Source organism: Streptomyces sp. NPDC006365, assembly GCF_042870755.1.
GTDB lineage: Bacteria > Actinomycetota > Actinomycetes > Streptomycetales > Streptomycetaceae > Streptomyces > Streptomyces xiangluensis.
In genome coordinates this window covers 192,829-208,755 of the sequence record NZ_JBIAHS010000013.1, presented here as the reverse complement: position 1 = coordinate 208,755, position 15,927 = coordinate 192,829, and the positions used below count along the sequence as shown (strand labels likewise).

Annotated in this window: 12 protein-coding genes; 3 read left to right on the top strand and 9 right to left on the bottom strand. The window is 68.0% G+C overall.

Features of this window, described 5'->3' with window-relative positions:
• Positions 1-450: 450 nt before the first annotated feature.
• Together ACFYO0_RS30905 and ACFYO0_RS30900 are read left to right on the top strand one after the other, a co-directional pair.
• Positions 451-1,668, top strand: coding sequence for a thiolase family protein (locus tag ACFYO0_RS30905; RefSeq protein ID WP_388682603.1), 1,218 nt, complete (start codon positions 451-453; stop codon positions 1,666-1,668).
• Positions 1,665-3,803: a 3-hydroxyacyl-CoA dehydrogenase NAD-binding domain-containing protein gene (locus tag ACFYO0_RS30900; protein WP_388682601.1), complete on the top strand. Its 2,139-nt coding sequence runs from the start codon at positions 1,665-1,667 to the stop codon at positions 3,801-3,803. Before ACFYO0_RS30905 ends, ACFYO0_RS30900 begins: the two co-directional genes overlap by 4 nt.
• 106 nt (positions 3,804-3,909) lie before the next feature.
• Here ACFYO0_RS30900 and ACFYO0_RS30895 read toward each other — a convergent pair whose 3' ends face one another.
• A complete protein-coding gene (locus ACFYO0_RS30895; RefSeq protein ID WP_388682711.1) occupies positions 3,910-4,947 on the bottom strand; it encodes a hypothetical protein in 1,038 nt (345 codons plus the stop codon).
• A 69-nt stretch (positions 4,948-5,016) separates the two neighbouring features.
• Here ACFYO0_RS30895 and ACFYO0_RS30890 point away from each other — a divergent pair, with 69 nt between their 5' ends.
• A complete protein-coding gene (locus ACFYO0_RS30890) occupies positions 5,017-5,391 on the top strand; it encodes an NTP pyrophosphohydrolase (protein WP_388682599.1) in 375 nt (124 codons plus the stop codon).
• Positions 5,392-5,432: 41 nt separating this feature from the next.
• On the opposite strand, the gene ACFYO0_RS30885 is transcribed toward ACFYO0_RS30890, so the two are convergent.
• The 8 genes from ACFYO0_RS30885 to ACFYO0_RS30850 all read right to left on the bottom strand — a co-directional run bounded on the left by ACFYO0_RS30885 (position 5,433) and on the right by ACFYO0_RS30850 (position 15,860).
• Positions 5,433-6,959 (bottom strand): amino acid permease, encoded by a 1,527-nt coding sequence (locus tag ACFYO0_RS30885; RefSeq protein ID WP_388682597.1) that lies wholly within the window; start codon positions 6,957-6,959, stop codon positions 5,433-5,435.
• 148 nt (positions 6,960-7,107) lie between these two features.
• Positions 7,108-9,036 (bottom strand): 1-deoxy-D-xylulose-5-phosphate synthase, encoded by a 1,929-nt coding sequence (gene dxs / locus ACFYO0_RS30880; RefSeq protein ID WP_388682594.1) that lies wholly within the window; start codon positions 9,034-9,036, stop codon positions 7,108-7,110.
• Between the two features lie 119 nt (positions 9,037-9,155).
• The gene (locus tag ACFYO0_RS30875; RefSeq protein ID WP_388682592.1) at positions 9,156-10,457 is read right to left on the bottom strand and encodes a sugar ABC transporter permease; all 1,302 of its coding nucleotides are present in this window, start codon (positions 10,455-10,457) and stop codon (positions 9,156-9,158) included.
• On the bottom strand, positions 10,454-11,245 hold the full coding sequence (locus ACFYO0_RS30870; protein WP_388682590.1) for an ATP-binding cassette domain-containing protein: 792 nt from the start codon (positions 11,243-11,245) through the stop codon (positions 10,454-10,456). Before ACFYO0_RS30870 ends, ACFYO0_RS30875 begins: the two co-directional genes overlap by 4 nt.
• 123 nt (positions 11,246-11,368) lie before the next feature.
• Complete coding sequence (locus ACFYO0_RS30865; RefSeq protein WP_388682709.1) at positions 11,369-12,472, bottom strand: sugar ABC transporter substrate-binding protein; 1,104 nt, start codon at positions 12,470-12,472, stop codon at positions 11,369-11,371.
• Between the two features lie 133 nt (positions 12,473-12,605).
• On the bottom strand, positions 12,606-13,805 hold the full coding sequence (locus ACFYO0_RS30860) for an ROK family protein (RefSeq protein WP_388682588.1): 1,200 nt from the start codon (positions 13,803-13,805) through the stop codon (positions 12,606-12,608).
• A 198-nt stretch (positions 13,806-14,003) separates the two neighbouring features.
• The gene (locus ACFYO0_RS30855) at positions 14,004-14,927 is read right to left on the bottom strand and encodes a carbohydrate ABC transporter permease (protein WP_388682587.1); all 924 of its coding nucleotides are present in this window, start codon (positions 14,925-14,927) and stop codon (positions 14,004-14,006) included.
• 3 nt (positions 14,928-14,930) lie between these two features.
• The gene (locus ACFYO0_RS30850) at positions 14,931-15,860 is read right to left on the bottom strand and encodes a carbohydrate ABC transporter permease (RefSeq protein ID WP_388682585.1); all 930 of its coding nucleotides are present in this window, start codon (positions 15,858-15,860) and stop codon (positions 14,931-14,933) included.
• Between the last annotated feature and the right edge of the window lie 67 nt (positions 15,861-15,927).

Below are 15,927 nucleotides of genomic sequence, written 5' to 3'. Positions count from 1 at the left end.
ACAGAACCAGCCAACTTGACCGGTCGATTCCGCACGGGCCGCCCTGTACGGCAGACCACATCTCGCGCCACCATCATGGACATCGACGCGCGCCGGTGCGCCCAAGCGGGCGCCGGGTCGCATGAGGCGCCCACCTCTGTTCTGACGCCGCGGGGGTCCACGGCACCGCCAGATCGCTCCACTCGTAACACCGGATGAGCTGACCGGCGCATGAACAGCGCGGGTGCGTTGTGGCTGCTCGCGCCCAGCGGCGGAGCCGCAAATCGACACAGCCCCGCGCCCTTAGTCGGGCGTGGTCACCCTGACGCGTAAAAGTAGTCGTGTGACCTTCACCGCTCCCGTGTCTTGGACTGGGCAGCACGGTTACCCGCAAGTAGCATGGGAGTGAGCGCGCGCTCAGGCGTGTGTGCCGCGCAGCAGTGCCTACCCCGCATCTGGAGGAGAGCCATCGTGCCTCGTACCGTCAGGGACGTCGTCTTTGTCGACGGCGTCCGTACACCGTTCGGCAAGGCGGGCCCGAAGGGCATCTACCACGAGACCCGTGCCGACGACCTCGTCGTGAAGGCGATCCGGGAGCTGCTGCGCCGCAACCCCGGTCTCGACCCGAAGAAGGTCGACGAGGTCGCCATCGCCGCCACCACGCAGATCGGCGACCAGGGCCTGACCATCGGCCGTACGGCCGGCATCCTGGCCGGGCTGCCGCAGTCCGTCCCCGGTTACTCGATCGACCGTATGTGCGCCGGTGCCCTGACCGCCGTCACCACGACCGCGGGCTCCATCGCCTTCGGCGCCTACGACGCCGTCATCGCCGGTGGTGTCGAGCACATGGGCCGCCACCCGATGGGTGAGGGCGTGGACCCGAACCCGCGGTTCGTGAGCGAGAAGCTGGTCGACGAGTCGGCCCTGTTCATGGGCATGACCGCGGAGAACCTGCACGACCGCTACCCGCACATCACCAAGCAGCGCGCCGACGAGTACGCCGTGCGCTCGCAGGAGAAGGCGGCGAAGGCGTACGCAAACGGCAAGATCCAGGCCGACCTGGTGCCGATCTCCGTGCGCCGGACCAATGAGGAGGCGGGTGAGACGGGCTGGGGCCTGGTCACCGCCGACGAGCCGATGCGTCCGGGGACCACCCTGGAGAACCTGGCCGGTCTGAAGACGCCGTTCCGTGTGCACGGCCGGGTCACGGCCGGCAACGCTGCGGGTCTGAACGACGGCGCCACCGCCTCGATCATCGCGTCCGAGGACTTCGCCCGCGAGAACGACCTGCCGGTCAAGATGCGCCTGGTCTCGTACGCCTTCGCGGGTGTCGAGCCCGAGGTGATGGGCTACGGCCCGATCCCGGCGACCGAGAAGGCCCTCGCCAAGGCGGGCCTGTCGATCGAGGACATCAACCTCTTCGAGATCAACGAGGCCTTCGCCGTCCAGGTCCTGGCCTTCCTGGACCACTACGGCATCGCGGACGACGACGCGCGCGTCAACCAGTACGGCGGCGCCATCGCGTACGGCCACCCGCTGGCCTCCTCCGGCGTCCGCCTGATGACGCAGCTGGCCCGGCAGTTCGAGGAGCAGCCGCACGTCCGCTACGGCCTGACGACCATGTGCGTCGGCTTCGGCATGGGCGCGACGGTCATCTGGGAGAACCCGAACTTCGAGGGGGACAAGTGAACACCACCGCTGAGCTTTTGAAGGGCGCGGCCGAGCTGTTCCCCGACGAGGTCGTCACGCAGGCGCACGTACGCCACTTCGACCTGCCCGCGGGCGCGGGCCGTTTCGCGCTCATCACGCTGGACAACGGCCTGGACCACACCAAGCCGACCACTTTCGGACCGCAGTCGCTGGCGAACCTGGACACCGCCATCGACCAGGTCGAGCGGGAGGCCGCGGCCGGCGAGATCGCCGGTGTCGGCATCACCGGCAAGCCGTTCATCTTCGCGGTCGGCGCCGACCTCAAGGGCGTCGAGCTGCTCAAGAAGCACGAGGACGCGCTGGCCATCGGCAAGGGCGGCCACGAGGTCTTCAAGCGCCTGGCCGCGCTGGCGGTCCCGACCTTCGCGTACTACAACGGCGCGGCGATGGGCGGCGGCGTCGAGGTCGGCCTGCACTGCAAGTACCGCACGGTGTCGAAGGCGCTCCCGGCGTTCTCGCTGCCCGAGGTCTTCCTGGGCCTGGTCCCCGGCTGGGGCGGCTGCACGCTGCTGCCGAACCTCATCGGCGCGGACAAGGCCGTCTCGGTGATCATCGAGAACTCGCTCAACCAGAACAAGCAGCTCAAGGGCCAGCAGGTCTACGACCTCGGCATCGCGGATGCGATCTTCGAGGACGCGGACTTCCTGGAGCAGTCGCTGCTGTGGACGGCCTCCGTCCTCAAGGGCGAGATCGTCGTGGACCGTCCGGTCATCGACCGCGGCGAGGCCTGGGACCAGGCTGTCGCCAAGGGTCGCTTCATCGCGGACGGCAAGGTGCACGGTGCGGCTCCGGCCGCGTACCGCGCGCTGGACATCATCGCCGCGGCCAAGAACGGCGACCTCCAGCAGGGTTACGACGCCGAGGACGTGGCCCTCGCCGACCTGATCATGGGCGGCGAACTGCGCGCCGGTATCTACGCGTTCAACCTGGTCCAGAAGCGCGGCAAGCGCCCGGCGGGCGCCCCGGACAAGAACCTGGCGCGTCCGGTCACCAAGGTGGGCGTCGTGGGCGCGGGCCTCATGGCCTCGCAGCTCGCCCTGCTGTTCCTGCGCCGCCTTGAGGTGCCGGTCGTGCTGACCGACATCGACCAGGAGCGCATCGACAAGGGTGTCGGTTACGTCCACGCCGAGATCGACAAGCTGCTCGGCAAGGGCCGTATCAACCAGGACAAGGCCAACCGCCTGAAGGCCCTGGTCACCGGTGTCCTCGACAAGGCCGAGGGCTTCTCGGACGCGGACTTCGTCATCGAGGCCGTCTTCGAGGAGATCGGCGTCAAACAGCAGGTGTTCGCGGAGGTCGAGGCGGTCGCTCCGGCGCACGCGGTCCTCGCCACCAACACCTCCTCGCTGTCCGTGTCGGAGATGGCGTCGAAGCTCAAGAACCCCGAGCGGGTCGTGGGCTTCCACTTCTTCAATCCGGTCGCGGTCCTGCCGCTCCTGGAGATCGTGCGGGGCGAGCAGACGGACGACGCCTCGCTGGCCACGGCGTTCGCCGTCGCCAAGAAGCTGAAGAAGACGGCGGTTCTGGTCAAGGACGCCCCGGCGTTCGTCGTGAACCGCATCCTCACCCGCTTCATGGGCGAGATCCAGAACGTCATCGACGAGGGCACCCCGGTCGAGGTGGCCGAGAAGGCCGTCGAGCCGCTCGGTCTGCCGATGTCACCGCTGGTCCTCCTTGAGCTGGTCGGCCCGGCGATCGGCCTGCACGTCTCCGAAACGCTCAACAAGGCGTTCCCGGACCGTTTCACGGTCTCCCCGAACCTCAAGGCGGTCGTCGAGGCGGGCAAGCGCGGCTTCTACGTCTACTCCGCCGAGAATCCTGCGAAGCCGGAGCTGGACCCGGAGGTCGCCGCGCTGCTGAAGCAGGGCGACACCGTCCTGACGGAGGACCAGGTCCGCGCCCGCGTCCTGGACGCGGTGGCCCAGGAGATCGGCCTGATGCTCGACGAGGGCGTCGTCGCCGAGGCCCAGGACATCGACCTGTGCCTGATCACGGGCGCCGGCTGGCCCTTCCACCTGGGCGGCGTCACCCCGTACCTGGACCGCGAGGGCGTCTCCGAGCGCGTGAACGGGAAGCGGTTCCTGGAGCCGGGCGTGGCCAGCGTGCCCGCTTAGCGCTCGGCTGGAGCAGTCGGGGAGCTGCGGGCCGTAAGTAACAGCCCCGCGCCCCTGAAAGGGGCGCTGATGCCCGGCACACCAACTGGTGTGCCGGGCATCGGTGTTACTCAGGGACGACCTTGCGCCACGCCTCCAGGGCGAGCCCCGGCTCTGCCTTCCTGCGGGTCATCAGGAGTTCCCCCTCGGCCCCCTTGTCCGGCTGGAGCGTTGCCGCCACGAGGTCGCCCTGGTGGTCCTTGCTCAGCGATACCTGGGCGTCCGGGGGGAGTTGAGGGCCCGACTCTGTCCACCAGGCGCCCGCGGACTCCTGCTCGGTCGGGTAGGCGGCGAAGGCGACGCGGCCGCTTCTGGAGCGTTGGGCGAGGAGGGTGCAGTCGACTCCGTCGAGGGTGAAGCGTATGGCGGAGACGGGTCCGGGGCCTGCGCAGGGCAGGAGCGCGATGGGCTCGGCGCCGGGGCGCCAGGCGCACAGGGTGTCCGACTCGTCCGTGAAGAAGAGGGTCACGTGCTCTTCGGAGGTGGCGAGGGCCCGCAGCGTGCCGGGGCGGGCCGACGCCTTCAACGGCTCGTCGTCGAGCGCGGGTATGTGGCCGGGACCCGCCTGCGTCCAGCGCAGGATCCCTGCCGGCGAGGTCGCGTACAGCTCGACGCGGCCTGACAACCTTGTCACGGCCGCCAGTTCGCCCTCCACCTCACGGCCTTTCAGATCGCGCCACGGGCCCCAGCCGCCGCGCTCCTTCTGGCCGCGCATACTGACGCCACCCCCCGCATTGGGCACGAAAACATGGGCGCGGCCCTCCGCGTCGACCGCGACGGCCGGAACGCCGGTCTGCACCCCCGCCTTGTTGGGGTGCCCGAGCCGGTTCCAGTCGAGCGCGGCGAGATGCGGGCGGAAGTGCGTGGTGTGGACGAGTCCCGCCTCCTGCGGGCCGGTGGGACGCCAGGCCACCAGGTGGGCGTAACCGTCGGTTCCCTGGCCCACGGCGAGCACGGGATGCAGACGCTGATCGCCGCCCACCGTACGGGGCGCGATCCACGAACCGCCCGGGGTTCGCTGAGCCCAGCACCACACCGCCTCGTCCCGCGGAGCGTAAGCGCTGAGCCGACCGTCCCGGCCGCGTATGAGCCAGGAACCGTTCACTGTACGGACCATCGACACTCCCCCACTCTAGTCGGGCCCACCAGGACCGCCCCGTGCGACCCTGGCCTCATGAACGCCCCTCTCCTCATGATCGTCGACGCCGCCAACGTGGTCGGTTCGGTCCCCGACGGTTGGTGGCGGGACCGCCGCGGAGCGGCCGAGCGGCTACGGGACATGCTGGTGCCGTACGCCGACGAAGGGGTGCCCGGCTTCCCCGGACCCCTGGACGTGGTGCTCGTGGTCGAGGGAGCCGCCCGCGGGCTGTCATCCGTTGCGGGCGTACGGGTCGACTCGGCGCCCGGCAGCGGCGACGACCGCATCGTGGAGCTGGCCGCCGAGGCTGCGGGTCGCCGCTGTCTGGTGGTCACGGCCGACCGCGAACTGCGGGGCAGAGTGGGCGTGTTGGGGGCGGAGGTCACCGGCCCGCGAACCGTCCGCCGCTGACCCGTCGTTCGCCGCCGGGCACGTCTGCGGCAGGACCGCGTCTACGGAGTCTCGCCGCCCGTCGGCGGCTTGAGCACGTCGTCGACCGTGGTCTCCCTCTCCTTACCGAGGCGGCTGCGCGTACGGCCGTAGAAGAAGTAGACGAAGAAGCCGGCCGCCATCCAGATGCCGAATCGCACCCAGGTCTCGGCGGGCAGGTTCAGCATCAGCCACAGCGAGGCGCACACCGACAGGATCGGGATGAACGGCACCCAGGGCGTGCGGAAGGCCCGGTGCAGGTCGGGGCGCGTCTTACGGAGGATGAGCACGCCGATCGCGACGACCACGAACGCGAAGAGCGTGCCGATGTTGACCAGCGCGGCCAGTTCGTTCAGCGGGGTGAAGCCCGCGAGGATCGCGATGACCACGCCGAGCAGGATGGTCGGCCGGTGCGGGGTCTTGAAGCGGGGGTGGACGCGCGAGAAGAAGCGGGGCAGGAGACCGTCGCGGCTCATCGCGAAGAAGACACGGGTCTGCCCCAGGAGAAGGATCATGCAGACCGTCGTCAGGCCGACCGCGGCGCCGAAGCTGATGAAGCCCGCGTACCAGGGGTGTCCGGTGGCCTTGAACGCGTCGGCGAGCGGGGCGTCGACGGAGAGTTCGCTGTAGTGCTGCATGCCGGTCACGACGATCGACACGGCGACGTACAGGGCCGTACAGATGAAGAGGGAGCCGAGGATGCCGCGCGGCATGTCGCGCTGCGGGTTCCTGGTCTCCTCGGCGGCCGTCGCCACGACGTCGAAGCCGATGAAGGCGAAGAAGACGACCGAGGCGGCGGTGAAGATGCCCATCACGCCGAAGTTGGAGGGCGCCCAGCCGAACATCAGCTGGATCAGCGGGGCTTCGAGGCTCTCCCCCGGCGGCACGTCCTGCGCCTTCGGGATGAACGGGTCGTAGTTGTCGCCCTTGATGAAGAAGGCGCCCGCGATGATCACGACGAGGACGACCGTCACCTTGATGGCGACGACGAGCGAGGTGATCCGCGCGGACAGCTTCATGCCGAGGACGAGGATGACGGTGAGCACCAGGACCAGGGCGGCGGCGAGGATGTCGAAGCCGAAGCCGTCGGCGCCCTCTCTGCTGCCCAGCGCCGCGGGCATCTCCCAACCCGCGTTGTCCATGAGCGACTGTATATAGCCGGACCAGCCGACGGCGACCACCGCCGTGCCCAGCGCGAACTCCAGGACCAGGTCCCAGCCGATGATCCAGGCGGGCAGTTCACCGAGGGAGGCGTACGAGAAGGTGTAGGCGGAGCCCGCCACCGGGACGGTGGAGGCGAACTCGGCGTAACAGAGCGCGGCGAGCGCGCAGACGACGCCGGCCGCGGCGAAGGCCAGGGCGACGGAGGGGCCGGCGTTGTTCCTGGCCACCGTGCCGGTGAGGACGAAGATGCCGGTGCCGATGATGACACCGACACCGAAGACGGTCAGATCCAGCGCGGACAAGGACTTCTTGAGCGCGTGCTCCGGCTCCTCGGTATCGAGGATGGACTGCTCGACCTTTTTGGTCCTGAAGAGTGTGCTGCTCACGGGCTTACCTCCCACGCGTGGCGTCCTCGACATGATCGAGAGGGGGCGTGGTGCGTATGCCCCGGCGCAGGGGTTTCACGCAAATGGGCCGGTTTCACCACCGCAACGGATAGGTGAGACCGGCCCATTGGGAGCCGCCATGTAGCCGTCAGTCGCGGGCCGGCTCCGCCGAGTCGATGCCGGCGGTCGTGCGCTCGGTGGGCCCGTCGAGCTTGGCGACCAGGCCGGTGACCTGGCGGGCGATGTCCGGGGCGGTCAGTCCGATCTCCGCCAGGACCTCCTTGCGGGAGGCGTGGTCGAGGAAACGCGGCGGGATGCCGAAGTCGCGCAGCGGGATGTCGACGCCCGCGTCGCGCAGGGCCTGCGCGATCGTCGAACCGACGCCGCCGACGCGGGAGTTGTCCTCGACGGTGACGACCACCCGGTGCTGCTCGGCGAGCGGGGCCATGGCCTCGTCGACGGGCTTGACCCAGCGCGGGTCGATGACGGTCGTGGAGATGCCCTGCTTGTCGAGCAGGCCGGCGATCTCCAGGCACATGGGCGCGAGCGCGCCGACGGAGACGAGAAGGACGTCCGGGGCGTCGGTGCCGGGCGCGCGCAGTACGTCCATGCCGCCGATACGGCCCACGGCGGGTACGGCTGGACCCACCGCGCCCTTGGAGAAGCGGACCACGGTCGGCACGTCGTCGATGTCGACGGCCTCGCGGAGCTGGGCGCGGACCTGGTCGGCGTCGCGGGGCGCGGCGAGCCTGAGGCCGGGTACGACCTGGAGGATCGACATGTCCCACATGCCGTTGTGGGAGGCGCCGTCGGTGCCGGTGATGCCGGCGCGGTCGAGGACGAAGGTGACACCGCACTTGTGCAGGGCCACGTCCATCAGGACCTGGTCGAAGGCGCGGTTGAGGAACGTCGCGTACACGGCGAAGACGGGGTGCAGGCCACCGGTCGCCAGGCCCGCGGCGGAGACGGCGCCGTGCTGTTCGGCGATGCCGACGTCGTAGACGCGGTCGGGGTACGTCTTGGCGAACTTCTCGAGGCCGACCGGCTGGAGCATGGCGGCCGTGATCGCGACGATGTCCTCGCGCTCCTTGCCGAGCTTGACCATTTCCTCGCCGAAGACGGAGGTCCAGTCGGCGCCGGAGGAGGCGATCGGCAGGCCGGTGTCGGGGTGGATCTTGCCGACGGCGTGGAAGCGGTCGGCCTCGTCCTGGAGGGCGGGCTGGTAGCCGCGGCCCTTCTCGGTGAGGCAGTGCACGATGACCGGGCCGCCGAAGCGCTTGGCGCGGGCCAGCGCGGACTCCATGGCCTCGATGTCGTGGCCGTCGATGGGGCCGACGTACTTCAGACCGAGATCCTCGAACATGCCCTGCGGGGCGATGAAGTCCTTGAGGCCCTTCTTGGCGCCGTGCAGGGTCTCGTAGAGGGGCCTGCCGACGACGGGCGTGCGCTCCAGCAGGTCCTTCCCCCGGGCCAGGAAGCGCTCGTAACCGTCCGTGGTGCGCAGAGTGGCGAGGTGGTTGGCGAGGCCGCCGATGGTGGGGGCGTATGAGCGCTCGTTGTCGTTGACGACGATGACCAGGGGGCGGTCCTTGGCGTCGGCGATGTTGTTGAGCGCCTCCCAGGCCATGCCGCCGGTGAGGGCGCCGTCGCCGATGACCGCGACGACGTGATCGTCCTTCTTCAGGACCTGGTTCGCCTTCGCGAGGCCGTCGGCCCAGCCGAGGACCGTGGAGGCGTGCGAGTTCTCGATGACGTCGTGCTCGGACTCGGCCTGCGAGGGGTAGCCGGACAGGCCGCCCTTCATCTTCAGTCTGGAGAAGTCCTGACGGCCCGTGAGCAGTTTGTGGACGTAGGACTGGTGGCCCGTGTCCCACAGCACCTTGTCCTTCGGGGAGTCGAAGACACGGTGCAGAGCGATGGTGAGCTCGACGACGCCGAGGTTGGGGCCGAGGTGGCCGCCGGTCTTGGAGACCGCGTCGACGAGGAAGGTCCGGATCTCCTCGGCCAGCTGGTCCAGCTGCTCCAGACTGAGCCGGTCCAGATCGCGCGGTCCCGTGATACGGGTCAGCAGCGGCACCCGTGCCTCCTTGCTGTAGAGCTGTTCGAGCTTTGCCGGGCTCGTCGAGTGTAAATGTCGCCCACGCACAGGGAAGAGCCCGGCACCGCCGTTGGTGCCGGGCTCTTGCTTGTAGGGGACTAAGCGCGACCGGCGGTCCGCTGTGTCTTCCGTGTGACGGAGTCGATCACGACCGTGGCCAGCAGGACACTGCCCGTGATCATGTACTGGATCGGTGTGGCGATGCCCTCGAGGGCGAGCCCGTACTGGATCGAGGTGATCACCATGACACCGAGCAGCGCGTTCCACGTACGGCCGCGACCGCCGAAGAGGCTGGTGCCGCCGATGACGGCCGCCGCGATGACGTTCATCAGAAGGTCACCGGCGCCCGCGCTCTGGTTGGCCGCGGCGATCTTCGAGGCCCAGAACAGACCGCCCACCGCCGCGAAGAAACCCGCGATGGCGAACACCGAGATCCGTACCCCCGTGACGTTGATACCCGCACGCCGGGACGCCTCGACGCTGCCGCCGAGTGCGAAGATCTTGCGGCCGTAGCCCGTACGGCGCAGCACGAAGTCGGTTACCACCAGGACCGTGAGGAACAGCAGCAGCGCCAGCGGCAGGCCCTTGTACTGGTTGAACATGATCGCGGCGGCGAACGCGACGACCGCCAGCAGGCCCGTGCGCAGCACGACGTCGACGAGCGGCCGGGACGGGACGCCCGCGGCCTCGCGACGGCGGCTGTCCAGGAACGACGTGACGAAGAAGACGGCGACCGCGACGGTGGCGAGCCCGTATGCGGCCGCGACGTCCGAGAAGTAGTACGTCGTCAGCTTGCCGATCACACCGTCGCCGTCGAGGTTGATCGTGCCGTTCTCGCCCAGGAGCTGGAGCATGAAGCCGAGCCAGAACAGCAGGCCGGCCAGGGTGACAGCGAACGCGGGCGCACCGATCCTCGCGAAGAAGAAGCCGTGGATCGCGCCCGCGACCGCGCCGCCCCCGAGGGCCATGAGCACGGCCAGCCACTCGTTCATGCCGTGCGTGACGCTGAGTACGGCGGCGATGGCACCCGCGACACCGCTGACGGAGCCGACCGAGAGGTCGATCTCACCGAGCAGCAGCACGAAGATGATGCCGACGGACATCATGCCGGTGGCGACCATCGCCACGGCGATGTTGTTGAGGTTCTCGGCGGACAGGAAGTTCGAGTTCAGGCTCTGGAAAATGGCGGCGATGGCGATCAGGCCGATGACGACCGGGAGCGAGCCCAGGTCACCGCCGCGGATCTTGCGCTTGAACTCGATGGCATAGCCGGCGAAGCCGCGTTCACGCACGAGCAGCCGTGGGTCGACGGCGACGTCCGCGCCGGCGGCGGCCTCCGGGTTCTCGACCACTACGTCGGTGGTCGTCGGGGCGGTGTCCTGTGTCTTGTCGATACTCACTTCTGTACCTCCCCGATGCCGCGCGCCGCGCGACGGGTCACGGCGTTGTCCGTGGCGCCCGTGATGGCGGAGATGATCTCCTCCTGCGAGGTCGACTTGACCTCGAACACGCCGTTGTTGCGGCCGAGGCGCAGTACGGCGACCTTGTCGGCGACGGCCTTCACATCGGCCATGTTGTGGCTGATGAGGAGCACCGCGTGGCCGCGCTCCCGCAGTCGCTCCACCAGGTCGAGGACCTGCGCGGTCTGCTCGACACCGAGGGCCGCGGTGGGCTCGTCGAGGATGACCAGCTTGGGCTCGCCGAGCATGGAGCGGGCGATGGCCACGGTCTGCCGCTGGCCACCGGAAAGCGAGGCGATCGGGATGCGCACACTGGGGATGCGGATCGACAGCGTCTGCAGCAGCTCGCGGGAGCGGCGCTCCATCTCGACCTCGTCGAGCACGCCTCGCCTCTTGAGCTCGCGCCCCAGATAGAGGTTGCCTACGACGTCGATGTTGTCGCACAGCGCGAGGTCCTGGTAGACGGTCGCGATGCCCAGGTTCTGGGCGTCGTGCGGCTTGTTGATCTGGACGGACCTGCCGTCCCACTCGATGACGCCCTCATCGATGGGGTGCACGCCGGCGATCGTCTTGACCAGCGTGGATTTTCCGGCACCGTTGTCGCCGACCAGGGCGACCACCTCACCGGCGTGGACCTCGAGCTCTACGTCGGTGAGCGCCTGGACGGCACCGAACCGCTTGGAGACCCCGCGCAACGCCAGCACAGGCGTAGCGGACACGTAAACCATCTCCTTCGCCGCCTGACCCGGCGGAGAGGTAGTGCAGAAGTTTGGGGAGTTGTTCCGTCCGGCGCCCCGCGCGAGCTTGCGGGGCTGTTGGTGGCGGGGCGCCGGAGGGGCTGCGAGGACCTGCTACTTGAGGCCGATCTTGTCGCAGGCGGCCTTGAACTTGGCCGTGCAGATCTCGTCGACCGTGTAGATGCCGTCCTTGATGACCGTGTCGTTGATGTTGTCCTTGGTCAGCGAGATGACCGGGACGAGGACCGACGGGACGCCCTTGGTGGTCGGGCTGTCGACCTCGGTCTTGGCGATGGAGTCGAGCTTCTCGCCCTTGGCGAGGGCGACGGCCATCTCCGCTGCGATGTCCGCCTCTTGCGGGTAGGGCTTGTAGACGCTCATGTACTGCTCACCCGCGACGATGCGCTGCACACCGGCAAGCTCGGCGTCCTGGCCGGTGACCGGCGGGATCGGGTTGACACCGGCGGCCTTCAGGGCGGTGATGATGCCGCCCGCCATGCCGTCGTTGGCGGAGTAGACGCCGACGATGTTGTTCTTGCCGATCGCGGAGATCGCGCCCTCCATGTTGGCGTTGGCGTTCTCCGGCTTCCACTCCTTGGTGTCGTACGACTTGGCGATGGCGACCTTGCCCTCGAGCTGGGAGAGGGCGCCCTTCTTGAAGAGGGCGGCGTTCGGGTCGGTGACCGCGCCGTTCATCATGACGATCTTGGCGGAGGGCGTGGCCTTGTCGCCGAGGGCGTCCAGGAGCGCCTTGCCCTGGACGCGGCCGACCTCTTCGTTGTCGAACGAGACGTAGCCGTCGATGTCGCCCTGGGCGAGACGGTCGTACGCGACGACCGGGATGTTCGCCTCCTTGGCCCTGTTGACGGAGTTCTCGATGGCCTTGGAGTCCACCGCGTCCACGATCAGCACGTCCACCTTGTTGGTGATCATCGTGTCGACCTGCTGGTTCTGGGTGGTGGCGTCCTGCTTGGCGTTGGCGTAGACGATCTCGCCCTTGTTGTTCGTGAGCTCCTTGACCTTCTTCTCGATCAGGGGCTTGTCGAACTTCTCGTAACGCGCCGTCTGGTTCTCCGGGAGAAGGAGACCGACCTTGATCGCGTCGCCCTTGTTCGTGGCGGCTTCGTCGCTGTCGCCGCCGGCTTCCTCGGCGCTGCCACAGGCAGCCAGCGAGATGGCCATCGCACCTGCGGCAACGGCAACAGCGGCACGACGCATACGCGTATTCACTTCAGATACCTCCCTGACGAGGCCGCGACAGTGCGGCCGAGGTGGCTGGCAGTCAACTCGGCCATTAGTGCGACGTCAAGAAGTAAATCCTTAACGAGATGGCAACGGTGCCATCCGTTCTCTAAGTGAAGGCAGGAGTGGCCGTGGGGAGGGTTCCATCCAAAAGGGTTGAATCCCCCATCTCGCTGAGTGCGAGAGCGAGAGCCCCGAGGACCTCCGCCCGGCCACCAAGTGCCCCTGGAAGAACGGATAGTTGACGCGCCGCGCTGGGGATCGCGTAACGGCCGACCGACTCCCTTATGGGCCCGAGCACCAGCTCACCGGCCTCGGCGAGATCACCGCCGAGGACGACCCGGCTCGGGTTGAGCAAGTTGCAGAGATTGGCGACTCCACTGCCGATGTGTCGGCCGACGTCGGCGATCACGCGACGGCAGCCAGGGTCGCCGTCCCGCGCCAGCCGTACGACGCCTTCCATGGTCAGATCCGTGCCGTGGCTGGACTGGAGCAGCGGCAGTACGTAGCGCGCGGCCGTGAAGGTCTCCAGGCAGCCCCGGTTTCCGCAGCGGCAGACGGGGCCGGACTCATCAAGAGTAATATGACCGATTTCTCCCGCCGTGCCACCCGGTCCGCGGTAAATACGTCCGCTGATCACCAGGCCGGCGCCGACACCGCTGGCGACCTTGATGTACGCCAGGTCCCGCACCCCCCGACCGCTGCCCCAGACGAGTTCGCCGAGGGCGCCGAGGTTGGCGTCGTTGTCCACGTGCACCGGTACGCCGAGCCGCCCCCGCAACTCCTCGGCGGGCTTGGTGCCGGTCCAGCCCGGCAGGATCGCGGTCGAGCCGAGGGTGCCGGACTCCACGTCGATCGGCCCCGGCACACCGAGGCCCACGCCCGCGATCTTGCCGCGGTCGACGCCGGTGGCCGCGATCAGCCTGCTGACCAGCTGTTCGGCCCGGTCGAGGCCCTGCGCGGCGGAGGCGTCCACATCGAGGGGTTCGGATTCCTCGGCGAGCACCTGATGCGCTAGGTTCCCGACTGCGACGCGCAAATGCGTGTGCCCGAAGTCGACCCCTATGACGATGCCGGCGTCACCGCTCAGGCTGACGCTGCGGGCCCGCCGTCCGCCCGCCGATGTGGGCGTGACCTCGACCGTTCCGCCTTCCTTGAGCTCGCGGACGATGTTGGAGACCGTCGCCGCGGACAGGCCGGTCGTCCTCGCGATCTCCGCCTGCGTGAGCGATCCGGCCAGGCGCACGGCGCGTACGACCCGCTCGAGATTGGCTCGGTGCAGCGACGACTGCGACCCCGGAGTCTCCACGACGACCTCCTGCGTACGGGGTCGCCTCGGCAAGACCCCGTCTATGTGCAACTAGTGAACTCTAAGCTGAGCTGTTTGGGCTGCCTCCCGTCAATAGGTTGAGCGGAGGGGCACGTGCCGGGGCGCCCGCACACGCGAGGGTGGCCCCGGCACCAATCCGGGACCACCCTCGCAAAAGCGACCGGACGGACGAATCCGCTACTTGAGCGCGCCCGCCGTCAGACCCGCGACCACCTGGCGCTGGAAGATGATGTACGCGGCGAGGACCGGGAGCATCGCCATGACCAGGCCCGCGAATAGTCCGGACCAGTCGCCCTTGTAGCCCTGGCTGACGGCGAGCTGCACGAGGCCCTGCGTGAGGACCTTGCGGTCCTCATCGGTGTTCAGAACCGTCGGCAGCATGTACTGGTTCCACTGTCCCAGGAAGTTGAAGATGCTGATGCTGATCAGTCCGGGCTTGGCCATCGGCAGCATCACCTGGAAGAACGTCCGCGTGTGCGAGGCGCCGTCCACGAATGCCGCCTCGGCCACCGAGGTCGGCAGCGTACGGAAGAACGCCGTCATGAAGAACACGGTGAACGGCAGCGAGTACGCGATGTAGACCAGGATCAGCCCGGGCAGTGTGTTCAACAGCGAAAGGTTCTGCATGACGTAGAAGAGCGGAACCAGCGCCAGGATGATCGGGAAGCTCATCCCTCCGATGAAGAGGAAGTAGATGAAGCGGTTCCCGGGAAACTCGAAACGCGCGAGGACGTACGCCGCCATCGAACCGAGCAGCATCGTGCCGACGAGCGAGAACCCCACCACGATCAACGTGTTGAGGAAGTAGTCGCTCATGTTCGCCTCGGTCCAGGCGCGCGACCAGTTCTCGAAGTGCAACGAGTCCGGCAGCGCCCAGGGCGAACTGAAGATGTCCCGGTCCGTCTTGAACGAGGTCATCACCGCCCACAGCAGCGGCATCACGACCATGAACGCCCAGAGGATGAGCATGCCGTGCGAGAAGAAGTTGAGGGTCCTGCCCTCGGACGGCTTGTCCAACGGCCCGGGTACGGCCGTCGTCTTGGTGACGGGCGGCCGCTCGTCCGGGGTGACGTCGGCGGGAGGGGTGTCGGTCGTCTTCATAGGTCAGTACTCCAACCGCTCGCGCCGGCCCAGCCTCATCACGACCGCCACGAACAGCAGCGTCACGATGAGCAGGGCAACACCGATCGTCGTCGCATAGGCGGCCTGGCCGTCACGGAACGCCTTCTGGTAGACGTACAGCGGCAGAACCGTCGTCGAATAGTCGGGGCCGCCGCCGTTCGGCCCCACGGTCATGATCTGCACCACCGCGAAGGACTCGGCGCCCAGCGCCAGGATGCCCATGTACGCCCAGCCGGACTGCACGGTGTCCCAGAGCAACGGCAGGGTGATCCTGAAGAACGTGGTGATGCGGTTCGCGCCGTCCAGGAGCGCCGCCTCGTAATAGTCCTTGGGAATGGACGCCATTCCGGCGGAGAACAGCACGACGAAGAATCCGACGGTGCACCAGACGAGAACCGCGAAGACGCACCACAGCGCGAGATCGGGATCGCCCAGCCAGTTGGGCTGGACATTGTCCAGACCGACCGCCTTGAGCGCGGAGTTGAGCGCACCGCTGTTGGGGTTGTACGCGAACTGGAACAACAGCGCGACGATCGCGATCGACAGCACCTGCGGGAAGAAGTAGACGACCTTGTAGAAGGCCGAACCGCGTACGCCCGCGATCGCGGCATTCTTCCTGCGCCGTCCGCCGACATTCAGCATGAAGGCGAAGAACAGCGCCAGTGTCAGCGTCACCAGCGGCAACAGCACCACGAACATCACGCTGTGCTGGAACGACTTCCAGAAAACCTCGTCGTCCAGCATTCTCGTGAAGTTGGCGAAGCCCACCATCTTGAACTCGGGGCTCAGACCGCTCCAGTCCGTGAACGAATAGTAGATGGACTGGACGAAGGGCCAGATGACGAAAAGGGTGTAAATCGCCAGGGGGGCCGACAAGAACCCCACGATGAAACGGTACTTACCGTGCTGCATTCCTACCGACCCGATCTTCCCGCGCCGCCGCCGACACCACGCATCGAGAGCGGGGGACCCCGGTCAC

What these genes read in the sequence shown, in the direction of transcription:
- ACFYO0_RS30855 (WP_388682587.1), bottom strand. Translation starts at nt 14,927, where the DNA reads ATGAAGACGACCGACACCCCTCCCGCCGACGTCACCCCGGACGAGCGG.
- ACFYO0_RS30870 (WP_388682590.1), bottom strand. Translation starts at nt 11,245, where the DNA reads ATGGTTTACGTGTCCGCTACGCCTGTGCTGGCGTTGCGCGGGGTCTCC.
- ACFYO0_RS30890 (WP_388682599.1), top strand. Translation starts at nt 5,017, where the DNA reads ATGAACGCCCCTCTCCTCATGATCGTCGACGCCGCCAACGTGGTCGGT.
- ACFYO0_RS30865 (WP_388682709.1), bottom strand. Translation starts at nt 12,472, where the DNA reads ATGCGTCGTGCCGCTGTTGCCGTTGCCGCAGGTGCGATGGCCATCTCG.
- ACFYO0_RS30850 (WP_388682585.1), bottom strand. Translation starts at nt 15,860, where the DNA reads ATGCAGCACGGTAAGTACCGTTTCATCGTGGGGTTCTTGTCGGCCCCC.